Genomic DNA, 18047 nt, shown 5'->3' on the forward strand with positions numbered 1-18047 from the left:
ACCTTATTTTTTAGGTTTTGTTGATAATGCTGCAAGTTCTGACTCTATTGAAACTTTTCGACCCAAGAACCATTAAAAGTTGGCAAATGATCTGAATCTCTAGTTACTCCAACAGACCAATAAGAGTTTTCAGAGTGGTTTCTTGGAGTGTATGCGTGCAAAGAACTCTGGTGATGAGAGCTACCTACCACTGAAACCGACGTTATAAAATGCAAGCCCAATGCTAGTAAAAACATACCTACCAAGCCAACTAAAAACCAAGTTAGCTTTTTTAGGTTATTTTTTAGGAATCGAAGCATAAAATACCACCCTATACAAAGGTTAAATCAGATTTCAGCCGTTGAGAAAAAGGTTCAGTTGGTCAGCTAAGTTTTTCCCTTGCAAGAGTCCCATTCCTCATTGGTTAAAGTTATTGCTCGTTTCTCACAAAGTTCTGTTTTTTCTCTCTAGACTCACTTGTATTTACTTTTTATACTTACCCCACTCATTTATAAATCTAATACACAATGATAATTTTTATAATTAAAGCTAGTTAAATTAAAGTTTAATTTATGGTTAAAATAATACTTTTATATATAAGAAATTTCTTATACTATCCAAACTCTCGAAGGTTTTTAGATGAAATATTATAAAGTTGCACTGTAGCGTTCAGAAGCTCCTGAAAAAAATAAAAAAGAGGTCCTCATTGACCTCTTGACAACTCCCTACAAATTGTTCTAGTTGACAGCAATTACAGCAAACCAGTATTGGTACCTTGCTTACCAGTAGCGAGTTCAACCTTAACGATTTTGCCACCCATTTTTTGAATTCTTTGCTGTTCGCGGAACCAGTTTTCGTAGGGAACTAGCTTTGTGAAGTAGGTGTTTTGCAGTTCGCGCTGAGTACGGATTCGGGTTTGGCTAGGTACGCAAGCAGTAATTTTAAATGCCCGTGACATTGTTTTCGATCTCCTGTAGTGAACGTGAAAACTTTTTTATCTCAAAAATTCTGTTAAGTGCAAATTCTTCTCTAATCACTCAAAGGCTGGAAATCAGGCGTCAATACCAGACCGCTAGCACTTAGCACTACGAAAAGCCACAAACGTTCTAGCACTCACGATTGATTTCCAGTCCTTAAAGTTGCCGCACCTAAATTCTTAAGCGCAAACTGTTTCCTAGCTTAAGCCAGAGGAAATGTAGTCTAAGTAAACGCCCATTTCCTTACCAGCATCAGGACCTACCAAGCTAGCAGTGACTTCCTTGATAGCTTGGATAGCTTGTACGGTAGCGCCAACGGGTACTCCTAAGGAGTTGTAGGTTTCTTTCAAACCGTTGAGTACGCGCTCATCTAGGATAGATGGGTCGCCAGCCAACATAGCGTAGGTAGCGTAGCGGAGGTAGTAATCCAAGTCGCGGATACAAGCAGCATAGCGACGTGTGGTGTACATGTTACCACCAGGACGGGTGATATCAGAGTACAACAGGGACTTAGCTACAGCTTCTTTGATGATTGCAGATGCGTTAGCAGCAATTGTGGTAGCTGCACGCACGCGCAGTTCGCCAGTTCCAAAATAAGCTCTGAGTTTTTCTAAAGCAGCGGTGTCCAAATACTTACCTTGAACGTCTGCAGTATTAATGACAGAGGTAATTGCGTCTTGAGCCATGTTGTTAATTCCTTATGTCCAACTGTATTGCAATACTTCTTGTTTGAGTCGGGAAACAAGTTCACCTACTGCAAAGCGCCAGCTAGGTAATCGAAGTAAGCGCTAGCTTCTGCTGCATCTTCAGAAGACAACAAAGTAGCAGCAACGTTCTTCAGACCACGGATACCTTCGGAAACAGCTTCGATAGGAGTGCCGAGAGACTTGTACATTTCACGGACGCCTACAACACCAATTTCTTCGATAGGTGTTACATCACCAGCTACAACACCGTAGGTAACTAGACGGAGGTAGTAATCTAGGTCGCGCAAGCAGGTTGCGGTCATTTCTTGACCGTAAGCATTGCCACCAGGAGAAACAACATCAGGGCGCTTTTGGAACAACTGATCGCCAGCTTGCTTAACGATGCGCTCGCGATTGTCTGTCAACACTTGAGCGATGCGAAGACGGCGATCGCCAGTGCTAACAAAGCTCTTGATCCGATCCAGTTCACCTGGGCTGAGATAACGAGCTTCTGCATCAGCATTCACGATGGACTTCGTGACAATACTCATTAATGGATTCCTCCAGAACTAATGAAACCAGAACTTTAGTTAAACTGGTGTGACTTTGACTTTGGTTGACAGAGTTAACTTGTGTCTCAAGTCGTACACAAGTTTTTTAACTCATCTACCTTCCGGAATTATTTTCGGGCATTCTGTTGAGCAATTATGACTCTTCTTAATAGTTTGTAATATTCTTTTTCATGTTTACTATTGCGGCTGCAATCTGAGCAGAATATTAAGAAATATTGCAATAGAAAACTGAGCCATAAGTCATTAGTCATTTTTCCACTAATTACTTATGACTTTTTTTACAAAACTACTTGGGTAGGCACTGCCTACCATCAATGTTGCTCGCCTCGCTCCGGTGGTTGAGCCTGGGAATATCCTTACGGAGGCTTTGCTTCCCGCACTCAACCATAGGTACCAAGCAGCCCACCGATTTGTATTTCCAGGTAGTGGCAACGAAAAAATTGCATCACGAGGGTGAACAAGGTGACCTAGGGTGGGCAATGCCAACGCTATGCCAGATCGCACCGCTCGTGAGTGGGGGCAAGAGCCCCCACCTTCTGCCTTCCCTAGCGCAAGTTAGACCGTCCTGTTAACACAGCAGGAGACAGGCTAGACCAAGATTGCTTCACTAGGTCAGCAGCTGCCTTCACACTTCCCAGGTAGTTACCTGCAGGTAGGGATGGGTAGCGTGGGTAAGGTACTACGTCCTCACCAAAGTACCGAGAGTACTCAGCACTATTGACGATCGCCTCGACAGCAACTTTCAAACCGCCATCAGCCAGCAGTTTGTTGTATTGGCGAATTTCCGCTTGGGTTGCTGGTGCGCGTCCCAAAATGTGACGGAAAAGGAACTCAATAACTTTGGTGTTGGGATAGGGGGTGTAGAAGCGCTTGCGATAAATTTCTGAACTTGCTAGTTCGCGCACGAACTCTCGTACAGAAATTTCACCATTTCGCAGTCGGCTTTCCAAGTCAGTCCGGCGGAAGTAGGCGGGAACTTGACCGCTAAACACATCCATGACTTGAACGTAAATCGCATCAATAACCTGCTGTATTTCCGCTTGGGTTGTGCCAACTGTAAAGCGGTAAATGCGTGCTGGCTTGCGGCGACTTGTACCGACACCAACTTCCACAGACTGTCCGCGTCCATCGTTAAAGGAACGACCCAGCTCGATAAACAGTGGCTGGCTCTTATCGATTTCACGAGCTTTCGCTGCCAAATCTGCGATCGCTTTCGCTAAGATCGGTGTCTTGTCACTATTGATACGCGCTTGTACTGGCTCAAAGCTGGGGACAACGATATCCTTCGTTTGCTTGGTTAACTGGTTGTACAGCTTCTGCGTATTCGGGAAGTTAGCAGCAGGCAATGTTGGGAAGCGGTTGTACGGTACTGTGTCCTCACCAAAAGCTTCCAGGTATTCTTGAGAGTTTACCAATACGTTGATAAATGCACGCAAACCTTGAGTTGCCAGTATTTGGTTGTACTTGCGAATTTCTGCTTGGTCAAGCGGTGCTCTTCCCAGGAAATGCTTGGTTCCCAGTTCAATCACCTTAGTATTGGGGTAAGGAGTATAGAACTCTTTCAGGTAAAGATTAGAATTCCCCAAACCTTCAATAAATTCTTTAACAGAAATTTCCCCGTTACCCAACTTACTTTCTAAAGCTGAGAATTCATTTTGGGCAATGTAAGGCTCAATGTTGCGCTCGAAAATCTGGCGGTATGCTGCACCGATAAGAGTTTCTACAGCCACTTTATCGCTATTAGCTGCCACCAACTTAAAGACTTTCGTTTGCTCGCGCTTCTTGGTAACACCTTGGTTAATGCGGAACTGAATATCTGGTTCTGTCCGTAATTGTTTAACAGCGCCCAGTTCCACAAAACGTGGAGTTTCTTCCTTGTCAACTCTTACACCGATATCCTCGCCAATGCTACCAACACGCAGTTTCCGTAAAGCAACACCGCCAGGAGTCAAATAACGTTCGTAAGGAACAGTATCTTCCCCAAATGCCTCGCTATACTCTTGGCTATCGATAATGGCATCAACGACAGCATAGAAACCTTTCTTCGAGGCAATATCAAAGTACTTGTTATTTTCCTGACGACCGTAAGTAGGACGACCTAACAAGCGACGGTGGATGTACTCAATCGCCTTACAGACATAGAGCGAAGTCCAGTACATTTTGCGGAACAAGTCCGACTTAGCCAAAGCACGAATAAACTCCCGCACGGAAATTTCACCGTTTTCCAGCTTAATTTCCGCAACTTTCAGACGCTGACCTTCGTAAACGTCACGACCGAACACTTGCAGGTAAGCACCTCGAATCACTGCTTGAGTGGAGCTTTCCGAGAACTTAACACTGGTTCCCGTAGGTGCTTTTTTACCTCTTGTACCGGGTAGCTGATCCAAACGGAAGACCTTGGGTCCCAAAGTACCGGGGAATGCGCCTCTTGCTCTTGGATTGCTGTTTTGGTTGTTAATGCCAGGTCCAGAGTGAATCAGGATGCGTTTGGTATCCTTACCAAAAGGAGCGGGACGGTTGCTTGGGTTCCGAGTTTCTTTCGGGAAGATTGCCCCAAACTGAATTTCTAATGGGTCGTTACCAGAACCGTAGGGATGCTGGTCGGGGAGTGGTTGTTCGTAGTCAGCGAACAGTGTAATAAATTGAGGAACTTTGCGGAACGGTGCGCTGTAGTTAAACAGGTCTTGCTGCGGTCCCCAGTTGCGACATTCTTGGGCTTCTTGACCCAGACCCCGGATGTAGGGTACTGTTTCTTCACCAAAGTAATCGCCATATTCCTCAGAATCTACCAAAGCATCAATGAGCGCCGATAGACCGCCTCTAGAAACAATATCAAAGTACTTTTGTACTTCTTCTCTGCTGCTTGGTCCTCTTCCCAAAAAGTGACGGAAAGCAAGTTCTAAGGCGCGGCTGTTAATAAAGGGGAGGAAAAACTGTTTTTGATAAAGTGGAGATTTGCCAAGGCGACGGACAAACTCTTTCATTGACAGAGTGCCATTTTTTACTTGAGATTCCAGGTAAGAAATGGACTGACCGTAAGCACGAGTAATATCACGCTCAAAAATTTGCCGATAAGCCGCTTTCACGACTTCGGTTTTTTCTGTTGCTGACAATCCGGGCTTCATCACAAACTTAGGACGCCGTTCTGCCGCATTAAAGTAAATTTGTGGCAGTGCCAAACCCTGTTGGTCTCCGGAAGGACGTTGGCGCACTTTGTTAGAAGGGCTGGGTGCTTTGAACTCCGTAATCAAAACATCCATGTACTGAGAAACAATCTCAGTACCTTCTGGATTTTTGCGGAAATATGAAAGCGCTGCAATTTTCATTTCCTGCAAAGCAACAATTGTCGCTTCACCAGAACAAGCATTTTCAATAATTTCTCGCAAACCACGGGTATTGACCGCAATAATGTTGGGGTCACCAGCCACAATCGCATAAGTTACGTAGCGCAAAAACCACGATAAGTCCCGCAAACTTTTTGCCATGTTTGCCGGACCGTAACGCGCAACGTTGATGGGTCGGAAACCCGGAGGAACTGGAGCACCGGGTGAGGAGTTAAAGATAGAGCGTAAGTTTTCTAAGAAACCACCACGAGATTCAACATAGGTGACGGTTCCCAACTTCATGCTGTCTCTGACATCGCCAGATACACCAACCGCTGCCATCTCAGGTTCCCTTGGCTTTTCTAAGAAAGACATTGGTGAACCACCGACGAATATTCGGTTGGCAGCCCGAGAGACGATAATCTCGGAATTGTCCGTGAGTGTCTGGGCGATTTCTAGACGCTTGACACCCGACGCAAAATAATTTGCCAGTTCATTGAGTTCCCCAGCACCCAGAAAGCGATCTTGCTGCTCTGCTTGGGAAATTGTTGAAACAGCTAGGGTTTGATATAGTTGCGGACGCGCAACTGAGCTTCCACCACTTGCCTTAACACTCATCGGATTTGTAAAACTCCCATCATATTTTTTCTTGTGTTAAGTCTGGGTTGCTCTAGGCTTGACACGGGCGTGTTTTTATGCCTAAAGAATGCTGCCTTAAAGACTGCCAGAAAAAATTAACCCAGTCAGCTTTTAGATTAGAACGTTTTGCGTTTTCTCTGGGGCTTTATTAAGAAGTGTGTAGAAACTATAGTTCTTTTGTATCAAACTATAAAGCAGCCACTCCAAGCTCTCTGAGAACTCATTGAATTTTTGTAACAAATTATTGCAATTTTTAGGAATTGGGGAAAAGGGGGACAAGGGGGACGAGGGAGAAAAGGGGGACAAGGGGGACGAGGGAGAAAAGGGGGACAAGGGGGACAAACTTATAGAAGTACCAATCAACCTATCACCCATCCAAAAACTTCAATCCCATCCCCTCATCTCCCCAATCTCCCATATTCCGCTACATTAAGAAATGCTGTAATTTTGCTCTACGAGATGTCCGACCCTCAAACGATTAGTGCTGCTGTCGCCAAACTTTACAACACCTACCCCTTCCCTCCCGAACCGTTATTAGATGAACCGCCCCCTGGTTATAATTGGCGCTGGAATTGGTTGGCTGCTTATAACTTTTGTACGGGTCAAAAACCTGACAAACAGGATATCCGTATTTTGGATGCTGGATGTGGTACGGGTGTGGGAACTGAGTATCTCGTTCACCTCAATCCTCATGCTCGTGTTGTCGGTATCGATCTCAGTGCTAATGCTTTAGCGGTGGCAAAAGAGCGCTGTCAGCGTTCTGGTGCAGATCGTGTGGAGTTTCATCACCTGAGTTTGTATGACGTGGAACAGGTACCTGGTGAGTTTGATTTGATTAATTGTGTGGGCGTTCTTCACCACTTACCCGACCCCATTCGTGGAATTCAATCTTTAGCGAAGAAGTTAGCTCCCGGTGGTTTGATGCATATCTTTGTATACGGAGAGTTGGGACGCTGGGAAATTCAACTCATGCAAAAAGCGATCGCACTTCTTCAAGGTGACAAGCGGGGCGATTACCGCGATGGTGTTCGTGTTGGACGGCAAATATTTGCTTCTTTACCAGATAATAACCGCATTCTTAAAAGGGAACGGGAACGATGGTTGTTGGAAAATCAACGGGATGAGTGCTTTGCTGATATGTACGTACATCCCCAGGAAATCGATTACAACATAGAAACTTTGTTTGAACTCATTGATGCTTCGGGATTGGATTTTGTCGGTTTTTCCAATCCGAGTTTTTGGGAGTTGGAGAGACTTTTGAGTAAAGCACCGGAGTTAGTAGAGCGAGCAAAAGATCTGAGCGATCGCCAGCGTTATCGCTTAATAGAATTATTAGATCCAGAAGTGAGTCACTACGAGTTTTTCTTGAATCGTCCACCGCTACCCAAAGCAGATTGGTCAGAACTAGACACAATACTAGCAGCAATTCCAGAAAGAAATCCATGCATAGAAGGTTTCCCCAGTCAATGTCTGTTGAACTACGATTACCAACTTGTTAACTTATCAGAAGCGGAGTTAAAGTTTTTACAAAGTTGTGATGGGAAATCAACAGTGGGAGAAATTTTGGCAAGCTTACAGTTAGAGTTAGATAGGGTACGAGAGCTTCTCAAACAACAGCTCATTATGTTAACACTAGGTTGAAATAGTGACGTTGCCAACTTGAGACGCACAGCCCCACTAAAAAGGTAGAATAAGAGTTAAAAGAATATTTGCTTGACTCCTTATTGATATAAGGTTGGACAGACCCCTAGCTTCTTCAAGAAGTAGGGGATCTTGGAGTCAATCAATGGGTAAAAAGGTAAAAAATTATCCTTATTTATCCAATTTTTTTGTATTAAAAATCCTTTTTATGCTTTTGTATCTACCAATTTTTTTTCTTCAGACAATAAGTTAATTGTTTTTTTCTAAAGTATTGTTACCCAATCGTGATATGATTCAGCTGGCTGAGCAAACAGTCAACACAAATAACTGTACTGGTTTCAACTCCCGTGAGCTTGTCAGACGACTCAATTAAATCCATGCCAACAACAGGACAAGATGCAAAGCCCGGTTTGGAGAATCCAGAACGGAAAAGCTCTTCTATGCAAGAGTTTTACAATCTCTACCGAGAATTGCTGGTCATCACTCTTGTCTTGACAGGGATTATATTTATCTGTGTATGGATTGTGTATTCCCGAAACGTGGCTCTGAATTACTTACTTGGGGCATGCGCGGGTGTGGTTTACTTGAGGATGCTGGCAAAAAATGTTGAGCGGTTGAGCAGAGAAAACCCCAAGCTGAGCAAAACTCGGTTAGCTTTATTAGTAGGAGTTATTGTACTGGCATCACAGTGGAATAAACTGCAAATATTGCCAATATTTTTGGGATTTCTCACCTACAAAGGTACGCTTCTCATTTACGTAGTTAGGGGGGCATTTATCCCTGACTCGTCAAAGCTCCAGTAGACCTAAAAGGCGATGGCGCGAGTGCTTTTCGGGAGGAAAATCCATACCGCGTTACGGCTAAAGCCGTAATCGATCGCTTATCGCTTGCCTGTTTATCTCCAGTTAAGATTGGAGAGTCGAACGACATGGAAAGAAAATGGTAAATTTTCTGAACGTTTTCTATTCTTTTCCTCTTGCCTCATTGGAAGTGGGTCATCACTTCTACTGGCAATTGGGTAACCTGAAACTGCACGGGCAAGTTTTTCTCACCTCTTGGTTTGTAATTGCTATTTTAGTAATAGCTTCACTAGCAGCTACTCGCAGCATCCAAAAAATTCCAAGCGGCATACAGAACCTCATGGAATATGCCCTGGAGTTCATTCGAGATCTGACAAAAAATCAAATTGGTGAGAAAGAGTACCGCCCCTGGGTGCCATTTATCGGCACGCTGTTTCTGTTTATCTTCGTATCGAATTGGTCGGGCGCTCTGGTTCCTTGGAAGGTTCTTAAGTTACCGTCGGGAGAGTTGGCTGCTCCGACCAATGATATCAACACGACAGTAGCACTGGCGTTACTGACTTCGTTAGCTTACTTTTACGCGGGTTTTAGCAAGCGCGGTTTGGGTTACTTCAAAAAGTATATAGAACCGACGCCGATCTTATTACCGATCGCGATTCTTGAAGATTTCACCAAGCCCCTATCCCTAAGCTTCCGACTATTTGGTAACATTTTGGCGGATGAGTTAGTTGTGGCTGTGTTGGTTCTCCTAGTTCCTCTGTTCGTACCTCTGCCAGTCATGGCTTTGGGGTTATTCACCAGTGCCATTCAAGCCCTGGTGTTTGCCACCCTAGCTGCGGCGTACATACACGAGGCGTTAGAGGGACACGGTGAAGAAGAACATGAAGGTCATCATTGACCTTCTCAATCAGATTTTAGGTGTTTGAATGTTAAATTCGAGTCACAATCTAAAATCTAAGAATCTCTCAAATCAAAAACCACTCATTTTGTAGTAAAGGTAAGGAAATCAAGATGGATCCATTAGTTTCTGCTGCTTCAGTTCTAGCTGCTGCTTTGGCGATTGGTTTGGCTGCGATTGGACCTGGTATTGGTCAAGGAAATGCTGCAGGTCAAGCAGTAGAAGGTATTGCCCGTCAGCCAGAAGCTGAAGGAAAAATTCGCGGAACTTTGCTATTGACCCTAGCGTTCATGGAATCCCTGACCATTTACGGTCTGGTAATTGCTCTAGTACTATTGTTCGCTAACCCATTTTCCTAAGACTTAAAACTTGTCAGTTGTAAAGACGCGATGCTTCAAGTCCTTACAACTGACAGATTCTAGAAAAGTCAATCGATCCTTGATAGCGATAGGATCTCCAAAATGAAAGGTTAGATGATTGTAGATGCCACTAAAACAGCGGTTCGAGCCGAATAAGGAGAGAAATGTTTGATTTCGATGCTACTTTGCCGGTAATGGCATTGCAGTTCCTGCTGTTGGCAGCTTTATTGAACGTCATTTTCTACAAGCCATTGACCAAAGCGCTGGACGATCGGGAAAATTACATCCGGACGAACAATCTTGAAGCTAAAGAACGTTTGGCTAAAGCCGAGCGCTTGACTAAAGACTACGAGCAGCAGTTAGCAGACGCTCGCAGACAAGCACAAGCTGTGGTAGCACAAGCTCAGGCTGAAGCACAAAAGATAACTGCCGAAAAAGTAGCCGAGGCGCAAAAAGAAGCCCAAGCTCAGCGAGAAAAGGCAGCTCAAGAAATAGACCAGCAAAAACAAGAGGCTTTTCGTTCATTAGAGCAACAGGTCGATGCCCTCAGTAGGCAAATTCTAGACAAACTACTGGAACCAACTTATTAGATAGAGCGGTTCCATGTAAGCTTACGCGCAACGGGGCGTTGCTCCGGTCAGCGCTTCATTCGAGTGTCAATTTGACACTTTTTCCCTTGGGGAAAATTCAACGTAACTAGCAAGGGAGCAGCGCAGTTGTAAATGGGTATCATAGGGACTGTTTTATTTTTAGCCACTGAGGCAGTCGCAGGAGCAGAACCAGAAGGCGGTTTCGGTCTAAATACAGACATTTTAGAAACCAACATCATCAACCTAGCGATTCTCATTGGCGTCTTATTCTACTTTGGGCGCAATGTTTTAAGCAATACCCTGAACGAACGGCGCTCAAATATTGAAGCGACAATTCAGGAAGCAGAAGCGCGTGCAAAGGAGGCAGCGAGCGCCCTCTTTGAGGCTCAGCAAAGGCTGACTCAGGCGCAAGCAGAGGCACAGCGAATTGTCAAAGCGTCTGAAGAAAGTGCTCGCGCATCTCGTGAAGCAATTCTGGCAGAGGCAGCTAAGGACGTGCAACGCTTGAAAGAAACGGCATCTAGGGATTTAGACACCGAAAGAGAAAAAGCGATCGCAGAAGTAAGAGCGAGAGTCGTCGCTTTGGCATTACAAAGAGTCGAGTCGCAACTACAGACTGGAATTGCCGAGGATACTCAACATAGATTAATCGATCGCAGCATAGCGCTACTTGGAGGACGCTGATGGCAAGCAATGTAGCAACATCCGAAATAGCCACTCCCTATGCCGAAGCGTTGATGTCACTAGCTCAAGCAAGAAACCTGACAGATCGTTTCGGCGAGGATATCCGTTCGTTACTGGGTTTGCTTTCGGGAAGTGAAGAGTTGCGAAACTTCCTTATTAACCCGTTTGTGAAGCTCGAAGACAAAAAATCTGTCATCACCCGTATCCTTGGAGATGGTGCTGATACTTACTTCCGGAATTTTTTGCTGCTGCTGGTAGATAGAAGGCGGATTGCATTGCTCGAACCCATTTGTCAGCAATATCTAGCGCTTTTGCGGCAACTCAAACAAACTGTTCTTGCGGAAGTTGTTTCTGCAGTTCCCCTTTCCGAAGCACAGCAACAATCTGTCAGAGAAAAAGTCATTGCGTTGACGAATGCTCGGGAAGTGGAATTGGATACAAAAATCGATCGCGATCTGATTGGTGGTGTCATCATTAGAGTAGGATCTCAAGTGATTGACGCTAGTATAAGGGGTCAGCTGCGCCGCCTATCATTACGCCTAACTAGCGCCTGAAAAATTATGAATGGTGAATTGATGAATTATGAAAATAATTTATAAAATTCATAATTCATAATTCATAATTCATAATTCATAATTCATAATTCCTCAACAAAGAAGATAGACAAATGGCAATTAGCATCAGACCAGACGAAATCAGCAACATTATTCAGCAACAGATAGAACAATACGACCAACAAGTCAAGGTACAGAATGTTGGTACCGTTCTACAAGTGGGTGACGGTATTGCCCGCATCTACGGTCTTGACAAAGTGATGGCAAGCGAACTACTGGAGTTTGAAGACGGTACTGTTGGCATCGCCCAAAACTTGGAAGAAGACAACGTGGGTGCGGTGCTGATCGGTGATGGTCGTCAAATTCAAGAAGGTAGCTCTGTAACTGCAACTGGCAGAATTGCTCAAATCCCCGTGGGAGATGCAATGATTGGACGAGTTGTAGACTCTCTCGGTCGTCCAATTGATGGCAAAGGGGAAATCAGAACTACAGAAACCCGTTTGATTGAATCACCAGCACCGGGAATTGTGGCTCGTCGTTCCGTACACGAACCCATGCAAACGGGAATCACAGCTATTGACGCCATGATTCCTGTTGGTCGCGGTCAGCGGGAATTGATTATTGGTGACCGTCAAACTGGAAAAACTGCCATTGCAATTGACACCATCCTCAACCAAAAAGAAGAGGACGTGATTTGCGTATACGTTGCGATCGGTCAAAAGGCTTCTACTGTAGCGAACGTGGTACAAACACTACAGGACAGAGGCGCGTTGGACTACACAATCGTTGTCGCCGCTAATGCCAGTGACGCAGCTACCCTGCAATATTTAGCTCCTTACACGGGTGCTACCCTTGCTGAGTACTTTATGTACAATGGGAAAGCAACCTTGGTTATTTATGATGACCTTTCCAAGCAGGCTCAAGCGTATCGCCAAATGTCCCTGCTGCTGCGTCGTCCACCCGGACGGGAAGCTTACCCCGGAGACGTTTTCTACATTCACTCCCGCTTGTTGGAACGGGCGGCTAAGCTCAACGATGAACTCGGTGCAGGTAGCATGACTGCTCTACCCATCATCGAAACCCAAGCAGGTGACGTATCCGCGTACATCCCCACCAACGTGATTTCCATCACCGACGGTCAGATTTTCTTGTCTTCTGACTTGTTTAACGCCGGTATTCGTCCGGCGATTAACCCCGGTATTTCCGTATCTCGGGTGGGTTCGGCGGCTCAAACTAAGGCAATGAAAAAAGTTGCTGGTAAGTTGAAGTTGGAATTAGCTCAGTTTGACGAATTGCAAGCTTTCGCACAATTCGCTTCTGACTTAGATAAAGCCACTCAAGACCAGCTAGCAAGAGGTGCTCGCTTGCGGGAACTTCTGAAACAGCCACAAAACTCTCCCCTATCAGTTTACGAGCAAGTGGCTATTCTTTACGCTGGTATTAACGGTTACTTGGATGACGTACCTGTTGCCAAAGTGACTGCTTTCACTAAAGGTTTGCGAGAATATTTGAAGACAGCAAAGCCTCAGTATACAGACAGTGTGAAAGCAAAGAAAGTTCTAGGTGATGATGAGGAAAAAGCCCTCAAGGAAGCAATCACCGAATTCAAGAAGACCTTCTTAGCAACAGCGTAGGAAAGAGTGCTAATTGCTGATAGCTAATTGTTGAACAGCCATTAGCTATTAGCCATTAGCTATTTACTGGGAAAAAGAATATGCCAAATCTAAAAGCAATACGCGATCGCATTCAATCGGTCAAAAATACCAAGAAAATTACAGAAGCCATGCGGCTCGTGGCTGCTGCTAGGGTACGTCGCGCTCAAGAACAGGTGATTGCAACCCGCCCCTTTGCAGACCGCTTGGCTCAAGTCCTGTACGGTTTGCAAACCCGCTTGCGGTTTGAAGATGCAGACCTACCCCTACTGCGGAAAAGAGACGTGCGGTCAGTAGGGTTGCTCGTGATTTCAGGCGATCGGGGATTGTGCGGCGGTTACAACAACAACATTATCAAGCGTGCTGAAAACCGCGCTAAAGAAATCAAAGCAGAAGGTCTTGACTACACGTTTGTGATTGTAGGACGCAAAGCATCTCAGTACTTCCAACGCCGAGATCAACCCATTGATGCGAGCTACACTGGTCTAGAGCAAATTCCGACTGCAGCAGAAGCAACAAAGATTTCTGACGAACTCCTCTCTTTGTTCCTGTCTGAAAAAGTAGACCGAATTGAGTTGGTATACACCAAGTTCGTCTCTTTGGTCAGTTCCCGTCCCGTCGTACAAACTCTGCTTCCTCTAGACCCACAAGGTTTAGAAGCACAGGATGATGAAATTTTCCGCTTAACAACTCGTGGCGGTCAGTTTGAGGTAGAACGCTCGAGAGTTGCTACCCCAACACGGACTTTACCCCGTGACATGATTTTTGAGCAAGACCCCGTACAAATTCTTGATTCTCTGCTCCCTCTATATCTGAGCAACCAGTTACTCAGAGCATTACAAGAATCTGCTGCAAGCGAACTAGCAGCACGGATGACAGCAATGAGTAGCGCTAGCGACAATGCAAAAGAACTCATCAATACTCTCACCCGTTCATACAACAAAGCACGCCAAGCCTCAATTACCGATCAAATTCTTGAAGTGGTGAGTGGTGCAGAAGCGCTCAAGTAAAGTGTGGGTGGATTTTGGATTTAGATTTTGGGTTGAATCTCAAATCTCAAATCTAAAATCTCAAATTTTTTTAACACATTTTATAATGTATGTACTACAATGGAATCTGTGAAGGACATGGGTCCGTAACGGTTTCGACGTGGTGGCGAAAGCTGCTCTATGATTCAGGTCGAGAGTGAGTCTCCTCTCGAAAATCAAGGCTCAAAAAAATAGATGCAAACAACATCGTACCTTTTGCTCGTAAGCACGCTACTGTAGCTGCCTAATAACCTCTAACTGGTTCGAGCGCTTCTGGTCTGACTCCGTTAAAGGCTAGAGGCAAACCCCAACGGATGCGCTAACAGCATTCCTCTGGTTAACTGTTGGCTAAGACTCAACCAGAGCATCCTACCGTTCGGGATAAAGAACGTTCCCCGCCCTAAGGGTAAAAAGGGCTAAGCCTGTGAATGAGTGGGGAGTCAATACCCATTGCGGACAGCAGTTCGACTCTGCTCGGATCCACTAAGTGATAAATAGAAATCCGTCGTATACTTTTATGTATCGGCGGATTTTGTTTTGTGTGACTGGTTCAAACGCAGTTATTACTTGTCAAAAACCTGTTTGTAAACCATACAGAACAAACGCAAATTATAAAGTACTGCTCACCAATTAATCTCCGACCTGTAAACTTTGAAATGGAATATGCTAGACCCTTCAGTGCAGACATTGCACTCTCTACCTCTATAGCAAGCAACGCGCTCAAAGGGTGTATCTTTATTAGCTATCAAGAAATAGTGGGAGCGCGAGAACCCCTGTGTTTTTAACCCTATCCATTACCCGCATCTTTCTTAACAATCGCAAAACTCGGATGAAGAAAGGGTTTGAGGAGAAATACGGACTCTAGGGGTTGACAAAAATCAAATGATGTAGAGTAGGGGAGATGGAAGTGGTGGTCTGATGGCGGATGTGGATAGCCATGCTTGTTAAAGATCACTCGAGTGGCGAGGGAAAAATTTGTGGAAGGAATTGCGACAGAGAACCTTTCAGGGGCAGTGGATAAGCAAAGGAAAAGTCTACAATGGTGAAAATGTAAGGAGAATAAGTTCTAAAAATATTCGACAACAAATACTTGAGTAAAAAGAAGTTAGTGAGGTGCGAAAGTCATTTTTAGATGGGGTTTGCAGCAGGTTGTATGAGTACGGCAATCATCGCCAGAACACTACTGTTTCAAAAACGATAAAACAGGTATCAGATTCAATCTGTTGCAGAGCGGCGCGAGGGGGCTAAGCCGCCCCCTCAGGACTCCCCGGCGTGCCAGTTTCAAATGACCATACAAAAACTACTACTGATGCCTCAAAGGGTACAAATGGTCATCTTCAACTGGCTGAATCAAAAATCATGAATTCTGCGAGATTGGCAAAACTTGTGGAATTTTGTTGTTGATAGCACTTCAGGTGTTAGCCTGAAGTGCTGAAAGAAGCTAGTAGATGCAGCATCGCTTTGCTCTGTTCATTGGAGAATACTTGCTCGTGACCAACATAGAGTGAGCGAATGTTCAAGGGTTTAAGACCCAAATGGCACGCAAGGGAAAAGCACACCGCAGATGGAAGAATCAGAAAAATGGGATGAAGTTTGAAGTCCGTTAACAGTTGCCACCCGGATTTTTGGCATTTCTTCAACTGTATTGATAGCAGGGATAAACAGAAGATAGATGCCCTCTGTTCTCTGCCTGCTACCGTCAAAAATCTTAATTGTTAAGTAGCACAATGGTTTTTCAGTAATTTCCAGGTAGCAGCAATATCATGTAATCTTTTTAAACCACGCCAAATTGTCTTTAAACCCGGTTCTCCGTCACGAGTTCGTCCTAAAAAACCTCCCAGTTTAGCAATCATTCTCACAGCTTCATTAAGAGAGGGTGGTGTTTGTGGAGGATGAGGATTTTGCGAAATAGTCACACATAATGATTGCCATTCATGGGTTTCTAAAACTGTATCGCACGGAGTCTGTGGGTGCATTCGCGCTTCATAAGTTAACCAGAGTAAACGCCATGCCACAATTGAATAAGTTGCTAGTGCCATGTGGATGCGACGCCCAGTTTCTAACTGTAATTTTTCGATTCCACAGCCACTCTTTAATGCATAGTGGTAGCGTTCAATTAACCATCGATACGTATACCAACGCACACACCGGGCCGCATCTTCTAAACTCTTAATCTCAAGACTCGTTAATAATAACCAACTAATGGGACTAACGCCTTCTGGAGGATTCTCTTCTCTGGCTAAAATCACTTGTAACTTCACAGGATTTAGCTGCTTTCTTCTGATATGATTCGATGGCACTGCTATGTCCAATGTGGCAAATCGAATAGTGAGATGGGCGATTCTCCAATGCTGTTGTGGTGAGCGGTTCACCTCCACCTTCAGCTCCCCACGTGCAGGTGTTGCATTGATGGCTTCATGTAAATACTTGGCATTGTGGTCTACTTTTCGGTTGTGAGTTCCACGAATCAATAAATGAAAATTTTGGGCTCGTTCTTGATTGAATAAATCAAATATGTCTGCCTCTGAATCCGCTACCGTCACCACAATTTTCTCTGGGGGAATTAACTGATGTATAGCTTGTTCTGTATCTAACCAACGTTGACTTTCTTTTTCTGCTGTTTCTCTTTGATGCCGTTTTTTAGATATGCCTAAATTTTCCAGTTCTCTAGTCCACACATGTTGATGAATAATTCCTAATGGCACTCCATCTATTGAAGCCACCAAACTGGAGTGGACTTTTAATCCAAAACTTGTTGCACAGTCCAGATATCCCAAACCTGTCGTTTGAGGATGGTGTGTTAAATCGATATTCGTTGTATCTTGAATTGCCAGTAGGATTTGATGTGATTCTATTCTTTTAATTGTACTCGTTTGATGCGCTTGCCGAATATCATCTGGCTGGAAATAGGGCGACTTCCAAAAATCATACGCGGCTGTTGTTGCTGCTATATCTCCACACGCTTGTGGTACACTTTCTCCGGGTTGAGAAGCTAAATCTTCCACCATTTTTCTCAATCGTTTTTCCCGTCTTCTATCTCCCAAATCCAGACTCTCGAGTTCCTTTTCTGCCCACTGATACATTGACACTTACCTCTTGTTTTCAAGCACTCGCCAATATCCTCTTTCTACATGGTGATCTAACAGACACCGGGCGTCGAGACAAACCAAAGCGCAGAGTCTCGCCCCCAAGCGGTTTATACCGCCAATTTCTCTTGCGTTGACAACGCTTGTTGAGGTTCGATCCTCATCTGTGATCTCACAGCCTCAGACTGTCCCCTAGTCTCCGCATCTGTTGCTTCATTCACCGTTACTGCTGAGCGTCTGAATGATTTTTTCCATCATAATTATACTATCTGCACAGATCTTCAACTCCCATTGGACACCCTCTGTGTCACAATCGCTGTTGAAACTGTTGCGCCAGTCTTGGGCTAGCTCGAAGTGCAGTCTTTTCAATTTCTTGACGACATTCAAGCTCAGTGCTCAAAATCTGGCAGAATTCATGATTTTTGATTCAGCCAGTTGAAGATGACCATTTGTACCCTTTGAGGCATCAGTAGTAGTTTTTGTATGGTCATTTGAAACTGGCACGCCGGGGAGTCCTGAGGGGGCGGCTTAGCCCCCTCGCGCCGCTCTGCAACAGATTGAATCTGATACCTGTTTTAT

General features: G+C 44.7%; 14 protein-coding genes and 1 other RNA gene. 10 read left to right on the top strand and 5 right to left on the bottom strand.

What is annotated here, in order from left to right; genetic code table 11:
• Positions 1-730: 730 nt before the first annotated feature.
• From HC643_RS40200 to HC643_RS40215, 4 genes are all read right to left on the bottom strand, one after another.
• Entirely contained in the window at positions 731-937 is a 207-nt protein-coding gene (locus HC643_RS40200; RefSeq protein ID WP_038079442.1) for a phycobilisome linker polypeptide, read from the bottom strand.
• 216 nt (positions 938-1153) lie between these two features.
• Positions 1154-1642, bottom strand: coding sequence for an allophycocyanin subunit beta (gene apcB, locus HC643_RS40205; RefSeq protein WP_017744941.1), 489 nt, complete (start codon positions 1640-1642; stop codon positions 1154-1156).
• A gap of 65 nt (positions 1643-1707) precedes the next feature.
• Complete coding sequence (gene apcA, locus HC643_RS40210; protein ID WP_038081660.1) at positions 1708-2193, bottom strand: allophycocyanin subunit alpha; 486 nt, start codon at positions 2191-2193, stop codon at positions 1708-1710.
• A 566-nt stretch (positions 2194-2759) separates the two neighbouring features.
• The gene (locus HC643_RS40215) at positions 2760-6155 is read right to left on the bottom strand and encodes a phycobilisome rod-core linker polypeptide (RefSeq protein ID WP_038081658.1); all 3396 of its coding nucleotides are present in this window, start codon (positions 6153-6155) and stop codon (positions 2760-2762) included.
• A 480-nt stretch (positions 6156-6635) separates the two neighbouring features.
• On the opposite strand from HC643_RS40215, the gene HC643_RS40220 reads away from it, so the two are divergent.
• From HC643_RS40220 to ssrA, 10 genes are all read left to right on the top strand, one after another.
• Complete coding sequence (locus tag HC643_RS40220) at positions 6636-7817, top strand: class I SAM-dependent methyltransferase (RefSeq protein ID WP_038081656.1); 1182 nt, start codon at positions 6636-6638, stop codon at positions 7815-7817.
• Positions 7818-8194: 377 nt separating this feature from the next.
• Positions 8195-8620 (top strand): ATP synthase subunit I, encoded by a 426-nt coding sequence (locus tag HC643_RS40225; protein WP_336604418.1) that lies wholly within the window; start codon positions 8195-8197, stop codon positions 8618-8620.
• 136 nt (positions 8621-8756) lie between these two features.
• Positions 8757-9515, top strand: coding sequence for a F0F1 ATP synthase subunit A (atpB, locus tag HC643_RS40230; protein WP_038081653.1), 759 nt, complete (start codon positions 8757-8759; stop codon positions 9513-9515).
• 113 nt (positions 9516-9628) lie between these two features.
• Positions 9629-9874 (top strand): ATP synthase F0 subunit C, encoded by a 246-nt coding sequence (gene atpE, locus HC643_RS40235; RefSeq protein ID WP_008233924.1) that lies wholly within the window; start codon positions 9629-9631, stop codon positions 9872-9874.
• Positions 9875-10038: 164 nt separating this feature from the next.
• On the top strand, positions 10039-10464 hold the full coding sequence (locus tag HC643_RS40240) for a F0F1 ATP synthase subunit B' (protein WP_038081650.1): 426 nt from the start codon (positions 10039-10041) through the stop codon (positions 10462-10464).
• 132 nt (positions 10465-10596) lie between these two features.
• Complete coding sequence (locus tag HC643_RS40245; RefSeq protein ID WP_038081649.1) at positions 10597-11148, top strand: F0F1 ATP synthase subunit B; 552 nt, start codon at positions 10597-10599, stop codon at positions 11146-11148.
• Positions 11148-11702 (top strand): ATP synthase F1 subunit delta, encoded by a 555-nt coding sequence (gene atpH, locus HC643_RS40250; RefSeq protein ID WP_038081647.1) that lies wholly within the window; start codon positions 11148-11150, stop codon positions 11700-11702. Before HC643_RS40245 ends, atpH begins: the two co-directional genes overlap by 1 nt.
• A 113-nt stretch (positions 11703-11815) precedes the next feature.
• Entirely contained in the window at positions 11816-13336 is a 1521-nt protein-coding gene (gene atpA / locus HC643_RS40255) for a F0F1 ATP synthase subunit alpha (protein ID WP_038081645.1), read from the top strand.
• Between the two features lie 80 nt (positions 13337-13416).
• A complete protein-coding gene (locus HC643_RS40260; RefSeq protein ID WP_038081644.1) occupies positions 13417-14364 on the top strand; it encodes a F0F1 ATP synthase subunit gamma in 948 nt (315 codons plus the stop codon).
• A gap of 119 nt (positions 14365-14483) precedes the next feature.
• Positions 14484-14868, top strand: a transfer-messenger RNA (tmRNA) gene (ssrA, locus tag HC643_RS40265).
• Positions 14869-16097: 1229 nt separating this feature from the next.
• On the opposite strand, the gene HC643_RS40270 is transcribed toward ssrA, so the two are convergent.
• Positions 16098-17465: an IS4 family transposase gene (locus HC643_RS40270; RefSeq protein ID WP_038082873.1), complete on the bottom strand. Its 1368-nt coding sequence runs from the start codon at positions 17463-17465 to the stop codon at positions 16098-16100.
• Between the last annotated feature and the right edge of the window lie 582 nt (positions 17466-18047).

It is taken from the genome of Tolypothrix bouteillei VB521301, assembly GCF_000760695.4.
GTDB lineage: Bacteria > Cyanobacteriota > Cyanobacteriia > Cyanobacteriales > Nostocaceae > Scytonema > Scytonema bouteillei_A.

Excerpts from the sequence above, each read along its gene's own strand:
- apcB (WP_017744941.1), bottom strand. The coding sequence starts at position 1,642 with ATGGCTCAAGACGCAATTACCTCTGTCATTAATACTGCAGACGTTCAA.
- HC643_RS40240 (WP_038081650.1), top strand. The coding sequence starts at position 10,039 with ATGTTTGATTTCGATGCTACTTTGCCGGTAATGGCATTGCAGTTCCTG.
- HC643_RS40225 (WP_336604418.1), top strand. The coding sequence starts at position 8,195 with ATGCCAACAACAGGACAAGATGCAAAGCCCGGTTTGGAGAATCCAGAA.
- HC643_RS40260 (WP_038081644.1), top strand. The coding sequence starts at position 13,417 with ATGCCAAATCTAAAAGCAATACGCGATCGCATTCAATCGGTCAAAAAT.
- HC643_RS40270 (WP_038082873.1), bottom strand. The coding sequence starts at position 17,465 with ATGTATCAGTGGGCAGAAAAGGAACTCGAGAGTCTGGATTTGGGAGAT.
- HC643_RS40220 (WP_038081656.1), top strand. The coding sequence starts at position 6,636 with ATGTCCGACCCTCAAACGATTAGTGCTGCTGTCGCCAAACTTTACAAC.
- atpE (WP_008233924.1), top strand. The coding sequence starts at position 9,629 with ATGGATCCATTAGTTTCTGCTGCTTCAGTTCTAGCTGCTGCTTTGGCG.
- apcA (WP_038081660.1), bottom strand. The coding sequence starts at position 2,193 with ATGAGTATTGTCACGAAGTCCATCGTGAATGCTGATGCAGAAGCTCGT.
- HC643_RS40200 (WP_038079442.1), bottom strand. The coding sequence starts at position 937 with ATGTCACGGGCATTTAAAATTACTGCTTGCGTACCTAGCCAAACCCGA.
- atpH (WP_038081647.1), top strand. The coding sequence starts at position 11,148 with ATGGCAAGCAATGTAGCAACATCCGAAATAGCCACTCCCTATGCCGAA.
- atpB (WP_038081653.1), top strand. The coding sequence starts at position 8,757 with ATGGTAAATTTTCTGAACGTTTTCTATTCTTTTCCTCTTGCCTCATTG.
- HC643_RS40215 (WP_038081658.1), bottom strand. The coding sequence starts at position 6,155 with ATGAGTGTTAAGGCAAGTGGTGGAAGCTCAGTTGCGCGTCCGCAACTA.
- atpA (WP_038081645.1), top strand. The coding sequence starts at position 11,816 with ATGGCAATTAGCATCAGACCAGACGAAATCAGCAACATTATTCAGCAA.
- HC643_RS40245 (WP_038081649.1), top strand. The coding sequence starts at position 10,597 with ATGGGTATCATAGGGACTGTTTTATTTTTAGCCACTGAGGCAGTCGCA.